General features: G+C 47.5%; 16 protein-coding genes. 7 read left to right on the top strand and 9 right to left on the bottom strand.

Annotation, left to right across the window (positions count from 1 at the left end; all coding sequences use genetic code 11):
• Nucleotides 1–7 precede the first annotated feature (7 nt).
• The 4 genes from V5J77_RS03470 to V5J77_RS03455 form a co-directional block, all read right to left on the bottom strand.
• Nucleotides 8–1,615 carry a hypothetical protein gene (locus V5J77_RS03470; RefSeq protein WP_338554400.1) on the bottom strand — a complete coding sequence of 536 codons (1,608 nt, stop codon included), beginning with the start codon at nt 1,613–1,615 and terminating at the stop codon, nt 8–10.
• Between the two features lie 4 nt (nt 1,616–1,619).
• Nucleotides 1,620–3,146 (bottom strand): hypothetical protein, encoded by a 1,527-nt coding sequence (locus V5J77_RS03465; RefSeq protein ID WP_338554399.1) that lies wholly within the window; start codon nt 3,144–3,146, stop codon nt 1,620–1,622.
• 205 nt (nt 3,147–3,351) lie between these two features.
• Entirely contained in the window at nt 3,352–4,533 is a 1,182-nt protein-coding gene (locus V5J77_RS03460) for a hypothetical protein (RefSeq protein WP_338554398.1), read from the bottom strand.
• Nucleotides 4,534–4,568: 35 nt separating this feature from the next.
• A complete protein-coding gene (locus V5J77_RS03455; protein ID WP_338554397.1) occupies nt 4,569–4,937 on the bottom strand; it encodes an MGMT family protein in 369 nt (122 codons plus the stop codon).
• A 223-nt stretch (nt 4,938–5,160) separates the two neighbouring features.
• Here V5J77_RS03455 and V5J77_RS03450 point away from each other — a divergent pair, with 223 nt between their 5' ends.
• On the top strand, nt 5,161–6,018 hold the full coding sequence (locus V5J77_RS03450; RefSeq protein WP_338554396.1) for an SDR family NAD(P)-dependent oxidoreductase: 858 nt from the start codon (nt 5,161–5,163) through the stop codon (nt 6,016–6,018).
• 217 nt (nt 6,019–6,235) lie between these two features.
• Here V5J77_RS03450 and V5J77_RS03445 read toward each other — a convergent pair whose 3' ends face one another.
• Entirely contained in the window at nt 6,236–6,745 is a 510-nt protein-coding gene (locus V5J77_RS03445; protein WP_338554395.1) for a GNAT family N-acetyltransferase, read from the bottom strand.
• 204 nt (nt 6,746–6,949) lie between these two features.
• Between V5J77_RS03445 and V5J77_RS03440 the strand changes: the two genes are divergently transcribed.
• From V5J77_RS03440 to V5J77_RS03430, 3 genes are all read left to right on the top strand, one after another.
• Nucleotides 6,950–7,903, top strand: coding sequence for a ribose-phosphate pyrophosphokinase (locus V5J77_RS03440; protein ID WP_338554394.1), 954 nt, complete (start codon nt 6,950–6,952; stop codon nt 7,901–7,903).
• Between the two features lie 369 nt (nt 7,904–8,272).
• Nucleotides 8,273–8,872, top strand: coding sequence for an ABC transporter substrate-binding protein (locus tag V5J77_RS03435; RefSeq protein WP_338554393.1), 600 nt, complete (start codon nt 8,273–8,275; stop codon nt 8,870–8,872).
• Nucleotides 8,781–9,188 carry a hypothetical protein gene (locus V5J77_RS03430; RefSeq protein ID WP_338554392.1) on the top strand — a complete coding sequence of 136 codons (408 nt, stop codon included), beginning with the start codon at nt 8,781–8,783 and terminating at the stop codon, nt 9,186–9,188. Before V5J77_RS03435 ends, V5J77_RS03430 begins: the two co-directional genes overlap by 92 nt.
• Nucleotides 9,189–9,328: 140 nt before the next feature.
• On the opposite strand, the gene V5J77_RS03425 is transcribed toward V5J77_RS03430, so the two are convergent.
• Both V5J77_RS03425 and V5J77_RS03420 read right to left on the bottom strand, forming a co-directional pair.
• Nucleotides 9,329–11,677: an endo-1,4-beta-xylanase gene (locus V5J77_RS03425; RefSeq protein WP_338554391.1), complete on the bottom strand. Its 2,349-nt coding sequence runs from the start codon at nt 11,675–11,677 to the stop codon at nt 9,329–9,331.
• Nucleotides 11,678–11,984: 307 nt separating this feature from the next.
• On the bottom strand, nt 11,985–12,638 hold the full coding sequence (locus tag V5J77_RS03420) for a TetR/AcrR family transcriptional regulator (RefSeq protein ID WP_338554390.1): 654 nt from the start codon (nt 12,636–12,638) through the stop codon (nt 11,985–11,987).
• Between the two features lie 334 nt (nt 12,639–12,972).
• On the opposite strand from V5J77_RS03420, the gene V5J77_RS03415 reads away from it, so the two are divergent.
• Nucleotides 12,973–13,743, top strand: a complete 771-nt coding sequence (locus V5J77_RS03415) for an SDR family oxidoreductase (RefSeq protein WP_338554389.1) — start codon at nt 12,973–12,975, stop codon at nt 13,741–13,743.
• Between the two features lie 295 nt (nt 13,744–14,038).
• Nucleotides 14,039–14,683 carry an HAD hydrolase-like protein gene (locus V5J77_RS03410; protein WP_338554388.1) on the top strand — a complete coding sequence of 215 codons (645 nt, stop codon included), beginning with the start codon at nt 14,039–14,041 and terminating at the stop codon, nt 14,681–14,683.
• Nucleotides 14,684–14,753: 70 nt separating this feature from the next.
• Here V5J77_RS03410 and V5J77_RS03405 read toward each other — a convergent pair whose 3' ends face one another.
• Nucleotides 14,754–20,762 carry a hypothetical protein gene (locus tag V5J77_RS03405; RefSeq protein ID WP_338554387.1) on the bottom strand — a complete coding sequence of 2,003 codons (6,009 nt, stop codon included), beginning with the start codon at nt 20,760–20,762 and terminating at the stop codon, nt 14,754–14,756.
• A gap of 49 nt (nt 20,763–20,811) precedes the next feature.
• Between V5J77_RS03405 and V5J77_RS03400 the strand changes: the two genes are divergently transcribed.
• On the top strand, nt 20,812–21,189 hold the full coding sequence (locus V5J77_RS03400; RefSeq protein ID WP_338554386.1) for a hypothetical protein: 378 nt from the start codon (nt 20,812–20,814) through the stop codon (nt 21,187–21,189).
• Between the two features lie 208 nt (nt 21,190–21,397).
• On the opposite strand, the gene V5J77_RS03395 is transcribed toward V5J77_RS03400, so the two are convergent.
• The gene (locus V5J77_RS03395) at nt 21,398–22,627 is read right to left on the bottom strand and encodes an S-layer homology domain-containing protein (protein ID WP_338554385.1); all 1,230 of its coding nucleotides are present in this window, start codon (nt 22,625–22,627) and stop codon (nt 21,398–21,400) included.
• Nucleotides 22,628–22,664: the final 37 nt, after the last annotated feature.

The raw sequence follows: 22,664 nt of genomic DNA, 5'->3' as shown, positions 1-22,664 counted from the left end.
TGTCTCCTTATTTGTAATATTTGCGTCTGTACAATCGGTATCCAATCATAAAGAGGAAGCCGAATATGAAAAGCGACACAATAATAATGACGATGAAAATTTTATTTTGCACATTAAACAAGGTGGTAAAGCTTACCGTTCCCTTATCCGCATATTCATACTCGGAGCTAACCTGCTTCAACGCATTATTCAAGGCAACGGCTTGACCGTTAATCGTCATTTGGCCGCCCTCTGAGAGAATGACATTCGTCTCCGTCCGCACCTCGTGCTTGCTTTGCTTGTAATCTGCGAAGATCATCCAGCTCTCTATAATAGCGGTGAGATCGGCGTTAAGCTGGGCTTCATTTTCAGCAAAATCATAGGTCAGCGCCGTATTCATTGGAAACGGCTCCCAAGCCTTGCCGTGATGCTCAAAGCCTGCCAAGTAGCTTGGGCTTATGCTGTAAAGCGACGAGGCGAACGCCTTGGAGACATTCGTCTGCGACCGATACATCAGCTTCTTATTCGGAAGCAGCACCGCCGAATTAAAAAAGTCCATGCCATCAGCAGCATATTCCTTGTCGTAGGCCCAATACATTTCAGCCCCCATGCCAAGCGGGGCAATGCCGTAAGCGGCTAATACGTCAATGAACGAGGTCATCTTCGTTTGGAGTGTCTGGTCATTTTGGCCGATGGTCGAGGCTACAACCGGCGCATTAACGAGGATGGCACCATTGCGCGACTGGACATATTTTAGCGTCTCCAGGTAGCGCTGCATTGCCGGAAATTCAAAATTGCTGAAAACCGGCTGGACGCTGACCACAAAAGGAATGCCTGCCTCATATAAGGTATCGGCCATTCGGGCCAAAAGCGTTAAATCTGAGAACGGGTAAATTTCCTTAAAGAGCAAGTAGGTTTGCCCCGGCTCATCAAGTCCAAGCCAATCCTTCAGCACATACGACATCGCCAGCTCACTCAAATTCCCCTTCTGAAAATAAGGCACATACGCAGCATGCGCATTCCTCACTGCATATGGAGAGCTTACGGCCGCCCCGTCACCTTGCACGATCGCAAAGCTGCCGTATGCCTCAGCCTGTTGTTGCCCAGCCGTCGCCTGCTGCATCACGATATACGGGTAGCTCTGCACGCGCACCGTCTCATCCGAGAATGGGCCAATCGCAAGCCGCATCGTCTCCTCGCTCAGCGTTCGTTCAGTGCCAATATGCAGCGCTTCCTGCCATTCAGCAGGCAATTGTTCACCAATGTGAAAATAGTCGCCGCGATAGGCTGCTCGATCATGGACAAAAGCTTCATTCTTCAGCTCCATATCAGCCGCATTGCGTACTAGAATCACCTTGCTGTACGGCTCCAGCATGCCGCTGAAGTAACCATCAACAGAGAGAAGAGTAACCTCCGCTCCGAATGCAGCCAGCTGCTGCTGCAGCGCTTCTACATTGCCTGCCTTTGGCGTGCCAAGAGCCAAGCTGTCATAAAGCAGCAGCACGCGGATTGGCTCCGCCTCTCTTTCTGCCGCAGCAGCGAGAGAAGCAGGGGATGAGCAATAAAGCAAACAGAGCAACAGCAGCAGGTTCAATAGCGTCTTCGGTAATGGTTGTCTACATTTGCTTTTTTTCACCTTCTCACCTTCCCAGCCTCTCTACATGTATTTCACTCAGCGAATCCTGCACCTGCTCGCTATGCCACAATCTTCGGCGCACGCCATCAGCAATGACAAGAAATGTAATGAGATCAAATGCCGCAGTGAACAGAAATTCATGCTTGGCCAAATCGGCATCCCCTGCCCCGATTATCGAGACGAATATGCCTGACAAGCCAGCCAGCATCATCATAATAATGAGCGGCAGGCGCGAAGCCCGCCTAAAGTTTCGCGCCTTGATCGCCTCTACGAAAGCCGGCATATATACGCCAATGACGACAAGCATCCAGATGACGATGAAGCCAAAGGTTTTGGGCGCAAGCGCCTCTTTAAGCAGGCTGTAGCCGGAGAAAAAGATCGTCTGCTGGCCAAACGGCTTGCCAGCGGATTTTTCATAGTTGCCCATCGCCGCAGGGCGGATGGAGAACGCATTTTTCGCCGCTAAATTCAGCATGCTGCCAGCTTGATTCGGATGGCTGATGTAATAGCCGACAATCGCCCCAAAGCCGTACTGGCTATAGAAATTTTTCTCCAAAATGGGCGAATCCACATCGACGGTTGTAAATGACTCATAATATATACTGTCCTTCAAAATCGCGTATTGCTTGTCCATGCCGAGCGCCTCTAAGGCACCTTCCGGGTCGTCCGAGCCCATCAGCACCCCGCGCGTCATCGCATGGTATTTGTTGATGTTGACGAACTCCTTAGGAATGAACACATATGTGGCGATCCCTGCAAGCATAATCAAGGTGAGCGATGTCAGCATGACTATGCGGAACGTCCTCTTCACGCGAATGAACAAATAGAACAGGCCAATGACGCCAATAATGACACCAACGGGCGCATTTTGCTGCTTGCTCGTCGTCAGCAGAAAGCCGCTTATCGTAAACACCGCGAGCATAGCGTAGTCATTATATCTGCGGCGGTACATCAGCAGCCCTGAGGCAAAGACGAGCATCATCATAATAAGCACGATGCCTTCGCTGAAAAAGGAGTTGAAAAACGCCGTATAACCAGTGTCTCCAAACATAAAAATCGCCAGCAGCGCGATAATATAGCCGTATTTACGGTCTATTTTCCAAGTCAGGCTCTCCACGAGCAAATAAATCGCAATGACGTAAAGAAGCGTCAGTATCGCCGCCTGATAACGCACATCGAATACCTGGCTGCTGCCCAGCAGTGTATTCAGCGCTACCGACAATTGAATAAACCAGGATTGCGAGGACGAAAAGGTCGTTCCATTTTCATTATAATATTGCAAAATGCCAAATTTCTTTACAAAATAGCCGAGATATTGGCTATCATAATCAGTAGCGTTAAAGTATAAGCCGTTGCTGTACAAAACACGAAAAAAGTCCCCGTTGTCTGCCATCCCAATATACGGGGGCGTGAACAAGGCGATGACCGTAATGATGAGCACTGCCAAAGCCGCAAAGCTTGCTGGCGATAGGTATTTGTTCAATAAGACGTAGGCATGCCGAGCGTATTGCTTGGGCCTGTCTAATAACATGTTTGGGCGCCTTCTTTCTAAATATCTTTTTTAAAAGCATGTTGAAAAAGGCAAACGGAGTGAAGGTTTGAGCTGGAGAAGCGGTAGCGTTCGCATTTGGCATTGGATTTCTACAGCTAAATCAGTTTTAATTCAAGAAATTCAATGGCAACAGCGATCGTAAGCCAAACCTTTCACGCAGTGATGATCCTTTTTCACTATGCTTTTAGTACGTATAAGCAAGCAAAGCCATTAGGTTGTCGAAGGAGTAGGCCTGCTGAGAAGCCGTGTCGCCAAAGCCGCCAAGCAGCGGGCTCCCGACCTCCTCAATTTGGAATTCATTCATTTTGCCCATACTGTCGGCATAAAGGCTCTGGTCGCCAATTACCGAGCCGATCATCGCTGTAATAGCGTAAATAGCTGTCGAGCGCGTATCGGTCGTGGCTTCGCCTTCCCTCGTGTACTGCCCGTAAAGCGTACCCGCCTTCACCCTTTCTTTTATGTATCGGATGCTCTCCGCCTTTTCTTCACCCATTTCAGCTAAAGTAAGCACCGTCAGCAAAGCTTCCACTATATTGATATGATCCGAGCTGTATGTGCCCTTGCCATAGTCATAGCGGGTCTCATAAAAAGGAAATTCATCGGTTAAATAACCGTCCTTAATGATTTTCTCCATATTCGCGAGCAGCGTTTGCCGCTCCCTCGCCTCGATAGGCAGCAAGCTTAGCGTTTTCAAATCAATATAGCAAAGCGTAATAAAATCATTCGTTATTTTGTACGTTTCATCATAAAAATCATACAAATAGCCATTTTTCACATTATGCTCGTAAAAACGCATGCCAAAGCTGTCGGCCTCCTGCTTATAGCCTTCCTTTTGAAAAACGTCTCCAGCCTCATACAGCGCCCGAATGATACGCAAATCGTCAACCGCCGCGTTTAGCGTATAACGCTTCTGCAGCTTAGGGCTGAAGCGATAGCTGAACACCGTCTCCATATTAAAGGTTTGCTTGGCGCGGGCCCACTCTTCCTCAAAAGCAGACCTTTGCTGCGTGAGCGCCTTATAGCGCATCATCAGTCCCGCCGACTCGCTGAGCATTTCATGCCCCGTCGTCAGCTCGGCATTTTGCTCCGTATCCTGCAAATTCGTATAATAGCCAGCCGTCCCGGACAGCTCGTTCGTTATAAAATGATACAGCTTCTGCCGCTTATCCTGCATTTGCAGCTTGTCCCCATAATGCTGCTCTGGCAGCAATGCTGCCGTAGACGAATCCTGCGGCGATGGCGAGGAAGCAGGCCATGCAGATGACGCTGGCTGCTCCGAGCGTCCACATGCCGTTAACAATAACACGAACGTTATCGCGGTTAGGATCACTTGTTTTCCCGAACTGCTTGCTTGTATTTTACGCATCCATCTGCCTCGTTTCTCTGAATCCGGCCATTTTTTTAAACCATCTGGTCGACATCGTCCGGGTCTAGGTTATCCCACGTTCCCATTATGTCCGCTGGCGCCGGATTAAAACGATATTTTGCCAGATTCAGCTTACCCTGCACACTGACCTCGACGCCCTCTTCCTCCAAGCGAGATCGCTGCTCCATATTTCCCTCTTCACTCGGAATGGCGATTTCGCCCTGCGCATTGACAACCCGATGCCATGGCAATTGATGAATATGACTTTGGGTATGCAAAATCCGCACAACCTGACGCGCCCCTCTGCGGCTTCCCGCAAGCTCGGCAATTTGCCCATAGCTCATAACAGCACCTGAGGGAATGCGTTTGATAATTTCAACGACTCTTTTCGTAAATGGCTGCATGCTGGCCTCCGTTTGAAAGCTTATTTTTCTTATGAAAAGATTGTAACATGTTTCAGCATTCGACTGGCTTCTACATTTTTTAAAAAACTTGCAAGCACTGGGTTTCAAAAAGTTTTGCCGAAACGCTTGACTTGGAGCTGACTCCAAGTTGTACGCTAATGCTAATAAGAGCAGCAGCAATGGCTAGCTTGAGATGGTTCAAACCTATAGAGGAGGATACGGGATGAGGAACAATCCAATAGAAGTACCAACCGCGCTCATTACAGGCGCTAACAATGGAATTGGACTTGAATTGACTCGCAGGCTGCTTAGGGAAGGCTGGCATGTCGCCGCGCTTATTCGTTCCGATTTTGCCGAGGAGGACGAGGAGGTGCAAGCTGCTCTGCATAAGGGCCAGCTCCGCGTTTATAAAGCCGATTTAGCTGATTTTGCAAGCTTGAAGCAGGCACTGAAGCGAATGAAAGAAGCAGAAAGCAAGCTTGATGTGCTTTTTAATAATGCTGGAGGAAGCTTTTCTGAGTTAACCATGACCAAGCAAGGGCGGGAGCAGCATTTTGATTTGCAGACGGTCGCGCCTTATGCCGTCTTTATGGAGCTGAAGGAGCTGCTCAAAAAAGGCAGCTATAAGACAATCGTTAATACATCGACCAACTCTTTCAAAACCTTGAGGAGCTTCGACTCGCAAACGCTGGAGCGTCCAACAGAATTTAAGAAGCTGTTCGGTCCTTACTCTACCTCCAAGCTCGCTCTCTCCTTGTGGACAAAGGAGCTGGCACCGGAGCTGGCAGCTGAAGGGCTTCGCATCATCAGCGTTGACCCAGGCGGCAATAACACGATTAGAAAAGGGAATAAGTCCGGCCTGCCTTTTTATATAAAGCCAATCATGAAGCTATTTTTCCCGCATCCGAGCAGAGGGGCCGCCCTGCTTTATGAAGCAGCACTCGGCAAGGATAAGCTTGCAGCGCCCGGCTCCTATCTCGTCAATGGCAAAGCTGCCGAGCTGAAATTCACAGATCAAAGCGCTAAAGTGCTAAGCCTCGTCAGCTCGATTTATGAGCGGGAGTTTGCGAAGCCCCAGTAACAATAACTTTAACGGCAACGGCAAAGAGCAGTGAAAAGTCGTGTTGTAATAGCTTTATATAGTTGATATTTAGTCAGATGAAATACATGATTCTTTTTTAAGCCCAATTAAGAACGGTAAGCTTCTAATTGGGCTTTGGACGATTTTCGTTATTAGAGGGTATTAGCTCTATTTCGACCACTCGATGAGCTCTAATTTTCCAGCATAGGTGAGCAGGTTATATTTCTTTATAATACAACACCGTGGCATGTAGGTTCCCATCGCCTGAACGCGCGAATTTCGGAATACGCCCCGCTTCAGTAAAGCCGAGCGACTGATACAACATATTAGAAGGCGCTCCCTCCTGCGTATCCAAAATAAGCAGGCTTCTTCCCTCCGCAACAGCCCGCTCCTCCGCTTGCTGCATCAGCAGTCTGGCAATGCCTTTGCGCCGCTGCTGGGACTGCACCATCATTTTGGCGATTTCGCCACGATGGGTCGCATTTTGCTTTTGCGCCAGCTGAAGCTGTACGGTACCGACCACTCGCTCTCCCTCCTTGGCAACCCATAGCAATGTGCCCGGCTCCAATACTCCCTGCCAATAGACCTTGGCCTCCTCCCTGCTAAGGGGTGGCAGAAAGCCGATCGACGCTCCATCCTCTACGACCTCGACAATAAGCCCGACTAGCTCCTCTAACGTATGCTCATTCAGTTCTGTCAGCTCTTCCACTCGCAATGATTGGCCCATGTCCTCCGCTCCTTTTCCTATCTCTGCTTTATCTTCTCTAGCATATCCAATTTATGTTTTGAGCTCAATATACGTATTACGCTTCAAGCTCCCAGCAGTCGTATTTGTCATTCATCGAATAAATCTTCAATGCCGCGAATAATTTCAGTAAAGAGCACATCAACAAAAAAGCGGGTGAAACGCTTTTCCTTTAGGAGGCTTAGGATGCAAAAAATAAAGCTTTTTTCCGGCACCTCCAATCGCAAGCTCGCTGAGCAGGTTTGTTCTTTGCTCGGGCAGCCGCTTGGCGATGTGACCATTACCCGCCATCCAAGCGGGGAAATTCACGTTTCCTATCAGGAGTCGATCCGCACCTGTGACGTCTTCATCATTCAAGCGATGTCCCATCCGGTCAATGAGCATTTAGTGGAGCTGCTTGTGCTCATTGATGCTGCCAAGCGAGCTTCGGCTAATAAAATCAATTTGATTTTGCCCTATTATGGCTATGCCCGCCAAGAGCGAAAAACCGCTCCCCGCGAGCCCATTTCGGCGAAGCTGGTCGCCGAGGTGCTGACGACTGTAGGCGCGAGCCGCATCGTAACGATTGATCTGCATGCCGCTCCAATCCAAGGCTTTTTCGAAATTCCAGTTGACCATCTAACCGCCCTCGATCTTCTTATCCACCATTTAAAAAGCAAAAATATTAAAAATCCGGTCGTCGTTTCTCCCGATGCGGGACGCGCCTCAACAGCGGAAAAGCTGGCAGGCGAGCTGGATTGCCCGTTCGCGATTATGATCAAAAACCGCCCCGCTCACAATCAGACGGAAATCACGCATATTATTGGGGATGTCACGGGCAAAACGCCCATCATTATTGAGGATTTAATTGATACCGGAAATACAATTGTTCATGTCGTTAATGCCCTTAAGCAAAATGGCGCTGAGAATGCTTATGTATGCGCTACGCATGGGCTGTTTTCGGGAGGGGCTCACACCTTGCTGGCCTCGCCAAATATTAGCGAAATCGTCGTCACCGATACGATCGCCACGCAGGAAGAGCATGAGGCTTTTGGAGAAAAGCTTGTCATTTTACCAATAGCACCGATTATCGCTTCCGCCGTTCAAATTATTATTCAGGGCGGCTCCATTGATACACAGGTTAACTCAGGCAAGGCTTAACCTATTTAATTACCGCATTCGAATGGGGTTCTCTGACGCTATTCGGTGAGCGAGTTCTTCCGCCTGCAACAATGACGACAAGGGATCGGATAAAAAATATTTACTCCACTCTAGGTTAATTACGTCACAGGATGACACTCCGGCCTCCACAGCGCTGCATATTGCTCTATATCCATAAGAAAGCTCCTATCTTTAGCATTAAAACGGGCGTGCATCCTCATCATATATGATAATTATTCTCAACACAATCTTTAGTCAAGTTCCGAAACGGGTATGCTCTCGTTCCGAATTGGTCATTGTACAATCTAAAAATTTCATCTAAAGTGAGGTTCAAATGAAAATTGTTATCAATTAAAAAGAGGATTCGAGATGTTTAGACCACAAGCCTTTTACAAAATAGCATGCCTTGCTATGCTAGCACTTGCTGTATTCCTCGCCGGCTGCGCCAATCAGGAGACTGTTGAGCAGGTGGAGGATGCAGCCCAAACACCGGTAACTCGGATGATAAACACATCTATTGGAGAGATTGAAATCCCTGCTCAGCCCGAGCGAATTATTGTAGATTGGAATATCGGACATGTGCTTGCTGTAGGCGTCACTCCTATCGGAGTGCCTCAAAGCCTTCTCGATTATGGCGAGTTTATGCGCAAACCTCTCGAGAACACAGAGGATATCGGCGATCATAATCAGGTTTCACTTGAAAAAATGGTAGCGCTTGAGCCTGATCTCATTATTACGTGGAACAAGGATGCCTATGATTCCTATTCCAAAATCGCTCCGACTGTCGCTTTCGTGCCTGACGAATATGCCTCCATGGAGGAGGAAGTGACTGCTATGGGTGAAATTCTGAATCGCCAGACGGAGGCTGAAGCATGGAATGAGCAGTTTACCCGAAGAGCGGAAGCAGCACGCAAAAAAAGCACAGGCGGCCGTACCGACTGGCTCCACCTTTACAATAGCCGATTTTAATTGGCTCACCAATGTAGGCATTGTTGGAAAAAGTGCAAACCGCGGCGGTAAAGCCGTATACGACCTCCTTGGTCTCACCCCTGCTACAAAAATCAAACAGGATTTAATTGATAAAGACGAGGAAAGCAAGGATATCAGCTCCGAGCTATTTGGGAAATATGTAGGCGATTATCTCCTGCTTTTGAAGTCCGAAAACAGCGACAAAGAAGATATTCCAGAAATATGGGCGGGAATGGCTGCTGATTCTTATACGACGATTTATCAAGTTGAAGAAATTGCTGAAAAATTAGCCTCCAAGCAAACTAAACTGCAATAGGTCATAGAATAGAGTCTAATAAACCTATTCATGTGTTGATCAATCGTCTTCCTTTGTCGGACAAGCTAATTGATTCAGCCTATCGTAAAATAAGGAAGGGCGAAAAGGCAACGCTATGCCTCCCGCCCTTCCTTCCTCGCTTAGCTAGGTTCCGTGCCCCACACTAAATTTCCGTTTTGGTACAAGGTGACCTTTGTATAATCTGCATAAGTGATTCGCAGCGGGTTAAAGGAATAATCATCCGTCTCGTTGAAGTTCGTCCAATCGTTCTTATGAATACGCGTATGAATTTCGCCGGACGTTCCCCCCGCCGGAATGCTGCCAGCGCCAGCGCTAAAGGACAGCTCCACATAATGATCGGCGCCCGTCCGCGGCGTGCTCAGCTTGACGAAGCTGCCCGCCACATTATTATTGCCGATTTGGGCATAATCGCTGAAGAAGCTTTGCTGTTTTTCTCCGTCTATCGTGTACCAGTAGCGAATAGTAAGTCCGTTCATTGCGACGGGTGCGATCCCGTTATTTTTTATTATAAACTGCGGCTTCAATTGGTTATCCCCGGCATTGGTATCACCGGCTCGGTAAGCTACCGCTAATGAACCAGACGGCTGCTCTGGACCGGTTGTACCATTCGGTGTGGCGGCGACCTCGGCTGAGGCTGCTCCTGTGCCCGCACTGTTGATCGCTTGAATGATATAATAATAGGTCGTTCCGTTCGTAACGGCTATGTCATTATATCCGCTGCCAGCTACAGCAGTAGACAGCGTCGTATATGGCCCGCCGCTCGTCGTCGCCCGCTTCACCGTATACGAGGTCGCGCCAGCTACCGCATTCCATGCAAGCTGAACCTGCCCATTGCCAGCTGTTGCTGTTAAGCCGGACGGCGCAGCAGGAACGAGCGGCCCCCCTGGCGTCTCGACCGTTTCCAGCACCGACCAATAGGCGGGCTTGGACTGCAAGCGCTCATCGAATAGGAGCGGCCAATTGTTGCGGGCTACCGGGAAGGTGAGCAGCCACGTGTGCCCGTCATCCTTGCCCCATAAGGTCACATTCGTCACTGTGTCCGTATGCCGCAAAAACACCTGGAACAGCGACTTATACAAATTAGCTTGACGTGTTTTCAGTTCCTCCGGAAAGGTCTCATAGGATTGTGAATTATCCGAATAAACGCTAATATCGAGCTCGGTAATATGCGTCTCCAGTCCCAGCGCTTTGAATTTGATGATGGAGCTTTCTATTTCTGCAAGCGTCGGATAATAAAGACTGATATGTGTCTGGTGGCCGACGCCGTCAATCGGAACGCCCTTAGCCTGCAAGCGTGTAATTAAATTGTACAGCGCCTGACTTTTTGCCGGTTCATGCGTATTGTAATCGTTGATGAACAGCTTAACAGTCGGGTCTACCGCATGGGCGAACTCGAATGCTTTTTCAATATATTCTTCACCGGCAATTTGATACCACAGGCTGCGGCGCAAGCCATCTGATTGCGATGCATCAATGACCTCATTCACTACATCCCATGCATATATTTTGCCTTCATATCGTTCCATTACCGTCTGAATATGATTTTGCATGCGTGCATACAGCACCGCTTTGCTGACCAGATTGCCGTTCGCGTCCCGGAACACCCAATCCGGCGTTTGCGCATGCCAGACTAGCGTATGTCCCCGCACCTGCTGGCCATTTTGCACACCGAAGGCTACAGCGGCATCTGCCTCCGTAAAATTAAATACGTTCTCCTGCGGCTCTGTGCTGTCCCACTTCAGCACATTGCCAGGCGTTACGCTGTTAAAATGCTTGCTCAGAAGCTGTTTGTCCGGCTCGGTCAACAGCTCATCATTCGTAAAGGCCGAGCCAAGCAGAAACTTGCCAGCAAAAGCATCTTGAAGCGAAGGGATATCGTCTTCAATAACGATAGGGCCGAGATCCGGTCGCCGCTCAAGCCGGAAATCATCCATATAGAAGGAGGCGGTTGCACTTTCCGGCATCTCGAAATAAACCGCTACCTGTGTGGCCGGCTCAAGCATTTTGAATGCCGCCTGCAGCTTCGTCCAGCCGCTCGCTGTGACTGCTCCAGATGCAATATTTTCATAGCGGGTACCCGCTGGCAGTGTGCGCTGAAGCGACATTGAAATATTGGTGTTTGCTGCTCCAGCAGGCAGCTTGATCCAACCAATAAACTCATACGTTTGCCCAACCTCAAGCTCGCTTGTCACATCCAGAGAAGGTCCATGCCAAGTGTTTGCTCGTCCGCTTACAGCCAAGCCATAGGCTCCGCTGCGCGCTGCTGCGGCATTCGCAGCCAAAGCCTCCACACCGCCGCGGCCAACCCATTGCTGCACCGTGCCATCCTCGAAATCGCTCAACTGGAGCAGGGTATTTTCCGTTTCCTCCGCTTGCACAGGCTTGGTCCAATAGAGGGGAAGCAATAAACTTAGGATAATTAGAAATTTAAGCGCTTTCATAAATGAGTAAGGCTGATGATTGCTCATTCTTTAATTCACTCCTTTTTCTATTCGGGTACGGTAACCACTCACAAATCCGCAGTACTGTCGTTCAACATACATGAGCGAAGCTTGCGACAAATACTTGTCTATATTTTTAATTAGACGCGCCTCCTCCCTATGTTCGTTGAAAGAGTCTACCCTTTTGCAAGCACGAAACCCGATAGATAGAGCGGGGAACGACCCATGTAAAAATTATACATCTTCCTAGACCAGCCTACAATATCAATTATTAGAAAAAATTGTAATTAAATATATACAGCAGCAGTAGAAGCTGGCAAGCCAATCATAGACTTCACTGATTATAAGAGGAATAGACACTTACCGTAGGAGATGGAGAAGTCCTATTATTTTTGAAGGTGATTTTATCCATTTTGCGATTGACCAGTCCAATTAACTGATCCGCCATGTAGGAGGTGGAGTATTTAAAGCCCGTTTCTTCCCAATACAAAATAACCCCTATTGCAGCTGACATCTGGTAGCTGAGCAAAATTTCATAATCCAGCACGGGGCTTCCCTCATGCATAATAATGTGCATATCGCGCCTCATCGACTCCCGAAGCACATCATAAAGCTCGAATCCAAAACTGCGATCTACTGAGAGCAGCGCTTGAAATTCATCTTTATTTTTCTCAATATGGTTAAACAGCTGCAGCGCCGAGGGATAAATATCTTCTGCCTTTACCATATCCATCCCCTCGTAAGGGACGAGCAAGGTTTCGGCAAAGCCCAGCAGAAATTCGCTTCGTATTTCTTGCAGCAGCTCTTCCTTGCCTACAAAATGCTTATAAAAAGTGCCGCGATTGTAATCCGCCCGCTTCGCCACATCAAGGATGGTGACAGCCTCATATCCTCGCTCTAATATAAGTGACACAAATGCAGCTTTCATCGCTTGACGCGTTCTTCTTGTCCTTCGGTCCAGTTGATCCTCCGTTGCCAATTCACTCATCCTCCAAAGCCTATAGATCATATAGTTCCTATTATACCTCATTCAATCTTCCATAATAAATGTCAGGCTATCTTGCATATCTATTAAGCATCCAAGACATGCATATGCTGGAATATATATGAACATCATAAGTAAAATCAACAATTGAGTTTCATATGTTCAATTTCCGTCCATAAATAGACATACATTCTTTACCTGTCACCTACGTGACACTGAACAGAGTATTGATTATTGTCGTGAAAACATTGTGAAGTGTAACCTGTAATGGCAAACCTACAACGTATTCATTCAACATCACGCTCGACTAAATTAAACGATAAGGATGCGATAAAACATGGTTACGACAACAGCAACGAAAACCGCAGTCATTACAGGCGCCGCCGGCGGCATTGGAAAAGAGCTTGCACGCCGTTTTGTAGAGCGTAAAGTTAATTTAGTTCTGGTAGATTTGAAGCTTGAAGCCTTGCAGCAGGTTGTTGCTGAGCTTGGCCTTGACGATTCCAACTCCCTAATCGTAGCAGCAGACGTCTCCAAAGAAGAGGATGTTGAAAACTACGTCAATAAAGCCGTTGAAAAATTCGGCACAATCGACTATTTCGCCAACAATGCAGGCATCGAAGGTCCATCTGGACTTATCGAGGAGCAAAGCGTGAAAGCACTCGACCTTGTATATAACGTAAACGTTCGCGGCGTATTCCTCGGCCTTCACTATGTTGTTCCTGTGATGAAAAAACAAAAATCCGGCGCGATTTTGAACACTTCCTCGCTGGCAGGCCTTATGGGCGCACCAGGCATGTCCCCATACATTATGTCCAAGCATGCCGTAATCGGTTTAACTCGCGTTACAGCTAATGAGCTTGCTCCGCTTGGCATTCGTGTCAACGCCGTGCTTCCAGGCACAATCAATACGCGGATGATGCGTCAAATTGAAGAAAACTTCGGTAATCCAGAAGCCTTCAAAAAAGCCAATGAAGCGGCAACACCTATGGGGCGTTACGGCGAGCCGGAAGAAGTGGCAGCGGTAATGAACTTCCTTCTTTCGGATGAAGCATCCTTCGTTACAGCATCGCTGTATACGGTCGATGGCGGTATGATCGGGCAATAACGGCGAGATACACACTTTACCATAAAGGAGTCTATCCACTATGAAGCTTGATAACAAAGTCATCATTATTACAGGTGCAGGTAGCGGCATTGGACGATGAGGCCTCGGCTATCAACGGACAGACCATTCCTGTTGAAGATGGCTTCCTTATCTTTAAACGCTCTTAATTCATACTAGCAAGCAGCAGCTGAGGATTGCCCGCAGCTGCTGCTCTTTTGTTGTAGTCAACTATACTTGTTGTTATCATCGCCTCTTTATAGTATAAATAGGCATAACAAGGGAGCTGATAGCTGGAATGTACAAGCATATTATATTTGATTTTGACGGCACGATTGCCGACTCTGCTGCCGCTATTTTGACCATCTATAATGAAATGGCGGCGCAATATCGTTTTAAGCCTGTAACGGAAGAGGAATATAAAAAGCTGAGCAAGCTTACTTTGCACGAGCGTTTCAAGACGCTAGGCGTCCCCTTTTATCGGTTTATGCTATTTCGCAAAATCAGCATAGAGTTCAAACGGAAATACAATAAGCATGTTGCTTCCATTCCATTTTGCAGCGGGATGCAAGAGGTGTTGAGCCATTTGCTGCAAAGCGGCATAAAGCTATCGGTCATTACATCCAACGCCGCAAACAACGTAGCAGACTTTCTGCACCCTCACGGCATTCACGCCCTTCATGACATTCGCAGCTCCAACGGTCTGTTTGGCAAGCATAAGACCATTCAAAGCTATTTGAAAGAAAACCAGCTACGACCGGAGGATGTCATCTACGTCGGTGATGAGCTGCGGGATATCGTTGCCTCGCATAAATGCGGCATTAAGGTAGTCGCCGTCACTTGGGGACTCGATCCTAAGGAACTGCTGATATCCGGCAAGCCCAGTTATTTAATTGACCAGCCAAATGAGCTTTTGCATCTGATACAATCAACCTCTTCTTAAACCTACATATGGCAAAAACATATCAGCCTCGAATAGCAGTAAAACTGACGCCAGCCGGGTAATATAGGCTCTATCGCACGCGATGAACGCCCAGAACCTCATTAACGGCTCCATCCACCGATACCTGAACGACATCCTGCTTCACCGTTCCATTATTATAATAAGCGGTAAAGGTGAAGCTTAACGTTCCTTTGTTAAGCTTTTCGAAGGATGCATCCCATAGCTCGCCAGCCCATAATGTGCCCGCTGTATTTTTCACCTCCAGCTTCGTTTGAAGCCTGTTCATGGCAACCTCTACGCGCTCCGTCTTCGTATCCGTACCCGTTTCTGTCGCATTTGCTGCCAAGATGAACTTCTCTCCTGCCCAAAACACGCTGTACGCACGCGGGGCTTCTTCATCTCCGCTCTGCTTTTTATTAAAGGATTTACGAATGCTGTTCCAATCGTCCGTATGATTGACCATTCCCGCCACTTTCAGCGGCTGTACTTGTACAGTTCGGGAAATCGTTACCGGTTCGGCTAAACCATCAGCTACAGTGACGCTAAGCTGCCATGCGCCAGCCTGCTCCATTTTGAGCCTCGGCCCTGGCTTCCCATAAGGATAGGAAACCGCATATTCATACTCAAATTTTTGCCCAGAAGGCGACTTAAGCTCCAGCTTTAGAGCTAGCGTATCCTTGTCGGGATCAGCTGCATTCAACTCAAACGTTACCATATCCCCTTCAAAAATCGGTTTCGGAGACCAGTCCACATGAATCGTTGGCGGGCGGTTCGTCACAAAATAAATATACGCATATTTCCCTGGATTGCCCGCTACATCCGTATCTATGACCGTCAAGCGATAGGCTTGGCCGGGAATTAATCCTGCTACTTGATACGAACGAGCTGCCGCCGGCAGAGCTATATTGTATTCGGCTAAACCATCGCCATTCAAGTCAATCGTCTTCACGCTGCCATCTGGATTAACCTTTTGCATATAAAACACTCGAGCCGCATGGCCTGAGGATGGAGCCGCATCGTTAAAAGCATTAAAATTAACCGTTACCGAGGTCGGTTTAATTTCAAGCTGCTCCTCCACATCATCCGGCTGCACCGTATCCACAAAGAAATAGCCATCGCTGCTGTATGGGCCCCATACATAACTGTCATAGGCTCTTGCCTTCCAATAATGCAAGCCTTCCTGCAAAGGAAGTGTTGGTACATGACTGGTCGCAGCATTCGCCGTATTCGTATCCAGCACTTTGCTATCGTCCGCATGGAAGAAAACGTTATAATTGATTGCCGTAATCGGATCATTTTCAGGATCAATGGTAAATACGCGCAAGCTCGGACGATTGTTATTCGTATAAATGGGCTCGGATGCTGCTGCTCCGTTGTAGCTGAGCAAGTAGGCTGTCGGCGGCGAATCAATAATAAAATAGGCGGTATTGCTATCGTCTGACCACGCTCCGCGACTGAATACGCGCCCCTGCACCTTCACCTTGCGTCCAATAGCTATCGTCCCCGCTTCAAGCTGGAAGCTTGCATCATCACCCGGGTATTCTACCTCCAGCGCCGTTTGGCCATTATCCACATACGTTAATTTCAAATAAAACTGTTCCTGAGGGTCATTATCCTTATCCCGGTATATCCACTTCAAATTCGGATCGTTCAGAACAACTGTTGGAGCAGCAGAGGAGCCGCTAGGATAAGTCAACACCATTTCCGGCCTGGACTGATTAACTGGGGGCAGCGCCTCCTTATAGACTCTCGTCTCCGACCAGAAGCTCCACGCCCCGTGCATGTCCTTCACCTGCTCCTGAACGATCAGCTCGACACCGGGGCGGCTGTAAAGCAATCTTCTCCCTGTTGTCCAAGCGCTCTCGTCCGACCAGCGCGTTCGAAACAAGCGATCTGCCAAATAACCGGGAACATCCGGGTCATAGGACGTATCGTGCGTCAAATAATCCAGCGCTTCCCCTCCAGCGTAAACGGTGCCTGTAAACCAAATATTCGGCTGCGCAATCGGCCTGCGGTGCACATAAAGTGATTTAGTCGAAGGCTCTGAGAACAAACGGTAATCAGCTAAACCGGGATTATCCTGTGCCGTATAAGTGATGGCATACAGTCCGGGCTTGTCGAGTGAAGCCAGCGACGCGCTGAAAGCTCTCCCATTATATTGGCTGAGGCCAAGTGTATTGGCAAAATAACTTGGATTATGCGCGTAGCTCCATTTTTCCGCTAATCTTTCATCTGTCTCGGGATCACTAAACAGCTTATTGTATAAAATCTGTTCTCCTACCAGCACAGCCTCATAGGTTTCCTCTGGCACGGAATCACCATAATTGATGCGCTTCACTTGGCTAAACGAGGCCTGCTGCTGACCAAGCGACATCAAGCCTGCTGATCCTTTCTGGTACGTAGCATCCGTCGCTTCCAGCTTATTAATCCCATTAATAGAAACGCGGTGCACACCTGCGAGCGATTCCAGCCTGAAGGCATATGGAATACCCGCACTTCTCGGCATCGCGGCCTGAGCCAGAATACTCTTGATTCCGCTCTTCACCTTGTAAAGCGTCAGTGTACTGTCCGTCCACTCCACCGCATACATATTTTTTTCATCTTGTATTTGAATGGCCGCTCCTACTGGCTTTTCATTCGCTAAATGATGGATGGATAAATCAAATTCAAGCACCTGATTGCGCATCACGCTAGTTGGATCGTAAAGCAATCCGCCCCATGCCTCGCTATCTATTTCAACCGTAGTATCGTTAAGCAGCCGCGGCAAATCTCCCGTTGATTCACCTTTGAAAGGAATAACTATTTTTTTGCTTATTAGCGAGCCTGAATATGGTCCCGTGTAGGTTACATCTGCTCCAAAGCCTAGAACAGAACCATTAGGGAGAACGTTCGAGGCACCGCTAAAAACAACTCCGTCATAGCCATTTCCATCTGAATATTTCATCGCATCCGTTACGAATAAGGCTTTGCTCTCAAAAGTTTCCGCACCTAAATACGGTGTCTGATTGATGCTCAATACACCTGCCCAATGCTGTAGCTTTTGAAATGCCGAGCTTGCCCAAACCTGCTGGCCACCCGAGTTCTGATAAGTGATTTTATTAAAAAGCTTCACACCAGCCGCAATTGCCCAAAATTCATCCGAGGGCTGTGAAAATGGACCGATTAAGCCTGCTTTAGGCCATAAAATTTGCGTCATCAACGGCTCGTTTGGGGTCGGACCTTTGTCGTTAGTCGCTGAAAACTGATCCAGCATTCTGTAAGGGTTTCTGTCATCGTTTCTCGTTATGGAGCCATCTGGCCTAATCAAAAATCCATACGGAGTCGCCAGCATTCCCGGCTTATTAACCGCTGTTTTTGCGAGCTCATTAGGGAATTTCAAGTCATCAATCGTGCCGCTGTTCTTTTCCGGCCTCGTAAAGCTATTTGTTGCTGTATGGTAAGCTAGAACACCGCTCACCTGAGAGTAGCCATAATTACCAAGCTCGAAGCGCATGGAGGTCGCATAGCTTTTCATTCGGTCAGTCGACATCGTTATTGCTGAAAGCATGCCATTGCCCGTTACATGATTGGCTATTAATTGACCACTAGGATTTACAGCATAAAATAATGCCGTCCAGTTATCCTCCGTACCTCTGCGCATGTTCGCCGTCAATAACAAATTTCCAGTTGCATCTACATCTACACTGCCAATCTGATAAACATTCCACATATCTATTCCGGCATGCACAAGCTTTGTCCAATACAGTGTTTTTTGCGCCACAGAATATTTAGCAACATAAAGCTTTTGGCGAATATCGAACGTTCGCCCTCCATTGCTTTCCCGATACGCGACATACAGAAACTGCCGATCTGGTGAAAAAGCTGTGCCGATGACCTTATTGCTTGGGTCGTCCCAATAGCTGCTTCCTCCTGCTCCTCCCGAAGCTGGCGGCGCAATATTCGGGTATTCCTCCAGCAGTTGACCGGTCTCGATGTTATATAAACGCAGCGTGTCCCCAGAAGCATTTACAGTCCCTTCTTCCAGAAAATAAGCCTGCTTCATCTCGCTCGGATGATATTGATAAAATGCCCCCTTGAAGGTGATTCCGGGATGCACGTACGAATGTTCAATCTGGCCTGTCCATATATTACGGATGGCAAACGCCCAGCTTTTAGATTCTGGCGGTTTGTAGCTGTAAGTCCAATAATAGCCTGCTTCGGTCATCACTGTCGTTTTGTAGCCAGCATAAATTTGACCGATACTGCCTTCCCATGCCGGCAGCGGCTTTACATTTTTCGCTAAATTATAGCTTCCATTAAAATCTGCCCATAGAGCATTGCGAGTCGTTAGATTGACTCCATTTGATTTCCAGCTTGCCTTATTCGTCGTCCCCCCTTCATAGGGAGTTCTATTGACCCATGTGCGCAAAATCGAATCCGGTGAGTAGGAGGTGACTGGCGGACCGCTGTTCTCCCCCTGATCCGGCTGCTGGGTCAGACCAATAGCTGTAAAATCAACACTTGGCGCACGATTAATAATGTCCGTTGCCACAATAGCAGACTGCCCCAACAAGCCATAATCCTCCGTTACCGTTGCACGGTATTCACGCTTGCCGACGGTCGTATATTTTACGCTGTGCGTATCCTTGTACGTACCGCTATATAACGTGCGCCAGGATTCCTCGTTAAAATTGCCGTCATTGTCAGTATCGTAACGCTCTTCTAGCAGAAGACGTTCCAGCTTGTCTCCATCCGGGCTGCTTGCATCAATGTAAATCATATGTTCGTTATGACGCACACCATATTCGGCAGCGGAAAGTCCCACTACTGGCGGCTGATCAGGTACCACTTCCAATGGATAGGCTGCCCATTCACTCTCTCTCCCTTGAGAATCCTGCACCTTCCCCTGAAGGGTATAGGCTCCGAGCTGATCCGGCGCTTTAGCAGGCCATACACCAAGCGTATAGGAGCCGCTATCATTTTTCTTATAGCGAATTTCCGACTTATTGAAATCAATAGTCACTCCCCGCTCCGACAACGGTGTAAAGGAGTTATTCAGATGATGAAGCTGCGGGAACGGCCTTCCTTGAATCCAGCGCGTCACACCAGAGATGATGGCAACAGGCTTTGGATCATTGACATAAAGCAGCGCCGTATCTGATTGGCTTCCGTAGTCGTTAGATACATTCAGCGTAGCCTTATAAACGCCCGGTTCATTAAATGTGACAGCTGGATGAGAGAAATCCCTTGGATTAAAATTAAAATTGTCTAAATTTTCAGTTAATTCCCATGAATAATCGGTATAACCTCGGGCTGTCGCTAATAAAGTCGCTTGATCCCCCGTGAAAATGGTTGTTGGGCTCCAGTTCGCATTTACCTCAAGTACTGGTCGTGGTGCTGGCGTCGGCTCGGATACTCCATTAGTAGCTGTAGCAGAAGGCGCAGCCGCTCCCAGCTTGGTAACGGTGGTCGCACATTCAATGGACTGCTCCGCTGTCGTTCCATCCGTGAACGTGACTATTGCTCGCATAACAAATGTCTCGGTATAGCTGTCGCGGCCACCCAGTTGGGCTTTCGGTATTATGAAGGCAAATTTGTAGCTAATTGTATCCACAGCTTGTGAAATGGTCTGCGTCTGATATTGGCTCCCATCTTCAAGGCGAGCGAATACTTTCCAGTTTTTTATTTTGAGCGAGCCTCGCTGCTTGACGGATGCTGTAATTGTTGCGTTTACTGGGACGTCTTTGTCTGCGAAGGCAGCGCTCGCTGGATCAGCTTTGCAGGTGCAGTCGAGGTATGGCTGGTCTGTTGGCGGGATTGGCTCGAGTGTTAGGCGAACTTCACCTTCGTATAGATAGGTTTGGGCTGTCCAATCTGTTTTTGTGTTAACTTCATACAGCCTTGATTTTGCATGGCCTGTTCTAAGTTCAGGATCTCGGAATGCAATATTATCATAACCCATATTAATGGAAACACTGAGATACCCTCTATTTTGTGTTCCACTTTCTCGACCTGCTTTTATAACTTTAAAATATTCTTGATTAGTGGGCGATGCTTTGAAAATATCTACTGATTTTGCTTTTAATTTATTAAAATTCACTTGTTCACTCCCGTAAAAGTATGTACTTGGTCCATTAAAGCCATCACTGATGGAAACAGCCCAGCCAATCATTCCTATTTGTGTACTAGCAACAGTAGAAGGTAAAGAGTTTCCGTTAACATCTTTACTTAGAATGCCAGGACATTCCGCTATTCCGTTAACCCAACAATCAGAATCTGACTTAGGAGAAACGAAATACTCTTTACTACCTGTTCCAGTTGAAAAATACCACTGCTTACCATTTATAGTTCTATCAAGAGCGAAGTACATTTTTGATGTAAATCCTTCGTTTTTAACATCCACAAGAGCACCGGTGAATTCAGGAATAGTTATCTTATTACTAAGGGGGTTTCCAGCTCCCATTTTCCCCTTATTTATTAATGTCAGGCTTCCGTTAGAAGATGCTGATTGTTTCCAAATTTCGTAGTTTTTGATTTGGTAGCCAGTAAGTACAGCAGAATTAAGATTTACTTGAACATTGCCTATAGTAGATAAAGAACTGAACTTTTCAGATTCTGAAAAAGGAATTTTCATCGTTTTAGTGATAGTAGCAGCTGAAATAGTTGATGGATATATAGGAAATACACCAATAACAATTGTAAGTATTAGTAAGATTGAGAAAATTGCTTGTGAATTTATTTTGCTGCCCATTTATCTTTCACCTCTGTTAAATAGAATTGTGTCTCATTGCTCAATTGCGAGCCATAGCGTTCAAGGTGGATTGGTACTCCGCCATATTCCTTAATTTGCGTTTTGATAAAGTTTTTGCTTACATGAGAAAAGTAAAAGTCGTGGCCGCTATTATCTTTTCTGTCAAAAGTTAATACGGATTGATTGACAAAGAGACCTAGACGTTCCTTCATAGAACCATCATTGTAATAATATTCTCTTTTTAATGTCACACCGCCCGACGCACCAGAGTTAAACATGTAAAAAGAACTAGATACCCCTACCTTAATAGTAGGATTAACAATTAAATTTTTACCTATTAGCTTATAGGCGAACACGTATCCTTTGCCGGGTTCAGATTTTTCGTCATCCAAATATAATTTAGCGTCCTTTAAATACTCCGCATAATGTCCATTTTTATCTGACGGATCAAGAACTAGCAATTGATCAATAATCACATCATACGTTTTATCAATATTTACTCTATGCGGAAATTTAACTAAATCATCTTGGTCAAACATAGTAATCATATTGTGCTTATGCCAAGCAACTTCCGCCGCACTTGAAGCCCCCTGATCCACCGACAGCTTCCCGCCACCCGCGAGTTTCAGCAGGCGCGTGACAATAACGGCTGCCTGTGCCCGAGTGGTTGTCCCATTTGGGTCAATCGTTTCCGCCTTGGCACCTGTGCGGGACAGCAAGCCTGTGTTCACGGCGCGGAACATCAGCTCATCCGCCGTCAGCTTTGCGCCGCGGTACTCAGCATTTGCTCCGCGTACGGCGAGCTTAGCCATTTCCACGCGCGTTACCGCCTTGCCCAGATCGCCTGTGAAATCGCCAGCAGCATAGATTTTCGCATCGGTTAGCGCCCTTTGATAGCCTGTGTACCATGGCTTGCCCGCAGGAGCAGCCGCAGCCTCTACCTTCGTCGTTAGCGAAATAACCTTAAGCAGCTCCGCGCGCGTAATCGGATTTTGCGGCTTAAACGTTTGATCTGGATACCCGTTCAAAACTCCCGCCTTCACCGCGGCTTCAATCGACTCCTTCGCCCAATGCCCTGAAATATCCTTAAACACAGGAGCAGCCGCCTGAGCCATTTTAGAATTTACCGACGTTACAGACAACGAAACCATGACAGCCAACAGCACTAGCCATACAATAGAGCCCTTCCACCCTCGCGATCCCATTTTCCCCATCTTATTCAGCCTTCTTCCGATTAGATTAGTTTAGATT

The sequence above is a fragment of the Paenibacillus sp. KS-LC4 genome (assembly GCF_036894955.1).
GTDB lineage: Bacteria > Bacillota > Bacilli > Paenibacillales > Paenibacillaceae > Pristimantibacillus.
This window is presented reverse-complemented; position numbering and strand designations above follow the sequence as displayed.

Excerpts from the sequence above, each read along its gene's own strand:
- V5J77_RS03465 (WP_338554399.1), bottom strand. The coding sequence starts at position 3,146 with ATGTTATTAGACAGGCCCAAGCAATACGCTCGGCATGCCTACGTCTTA.
- V5J77_RS03460 (WP_338554398.1), bottom strand. The coding sequence starts at position 4,533 with ATGCGTAAAATACAAGCAAGCAGTTCGGGAAAACAAGTGATCCTAACC.
- V5J77_RS03455 (WP_338554397.1), bottom strand. The coding sequence starts at position 4,937 with ATGCAGCCATTTACGAAAAGAGTCGTTGAAATTATCAAACGCATTCCC.
- V5J77_RS03450 (WP_338554396.1), top strand. The coding sequence starts at position 5,161 with ATGAGGAACAATCCAATAGAAGTACCAACCGCGCTCATTACAGGCGCT.
- V5J77_RS03445 (WP_338554395.1), bottom strand. The coding sequence starts at position 6,745 with ATGGGCCAATCATTGCGAGTGGAAGAGCTGACAGAACTGAATGAGCAT.
- V5J77_RS03440 (WP_338554394.1), top strand. The coding sequence starts at position 6,950 with ATGCAAAAAATAAAGCTTTTTTCCGGCACCTCCAATCGCAAGCTCGCT.
- V5J77_RS03435 (WP_338554393.1), top strand. The coding sequence starts at position 8,273 with ATGTTTAGACCACAAGCCTTTTACAAAATAGCATGCCTTGCTATGCTA.
- V5J77_RS03430 (WP_338554392.1), top strand. The coding sequence starts at position 8,781 with ATGAGCAGTTTACCCGAAGAGCGGAAGCAGCACGCAAAAAAAGCACAG.
- V5J77_RS03425 (WP_338554391.1), bottom strand. The coding sequence starts at position 11,677 with ATGAGCAATCATCAGCCTTACTCATTTATGAAAGCGCTTAAATTTCTA.
- V5J77_RS03420 (WP_338554390.1), bottom strand. The coding sequence starts at position 12,638 with ATGAGTGAATTGGCAACGGAGGATCAACTGGACCGAAGGACAAGAAGA.
- V5J77_RS03415 (WP_338554389.1), top strand. The coding sequence starts at position 12,973 with ATGGTTACGACAACAGCAACGAAAACCGCAGTCATTACAGGCGCCGCC.
- V5J77_RS03410 (WP_338554388.1), top strand. The coding sequence starts at position 14,039 with ATGTACAAGCATATTATATTTGATTTTGACGGCACGATTGCCGACTCT.
- V5J77_RS03400 (WP_338554386.1), top strand. The coding sequence starts at position 20,812 with ATGGAAACAGCCCAGCCAATCATTCCTATTTGTGTACTAGCAACAGTA.
- V5J77_RS03395 (WP_338554385.1), bottom strand. The coding sequence starts at position 22,627 with ATGGGGAAAATGGGATCGCGAGGGTGGAAGGGCTCTATTGTATGGCTA.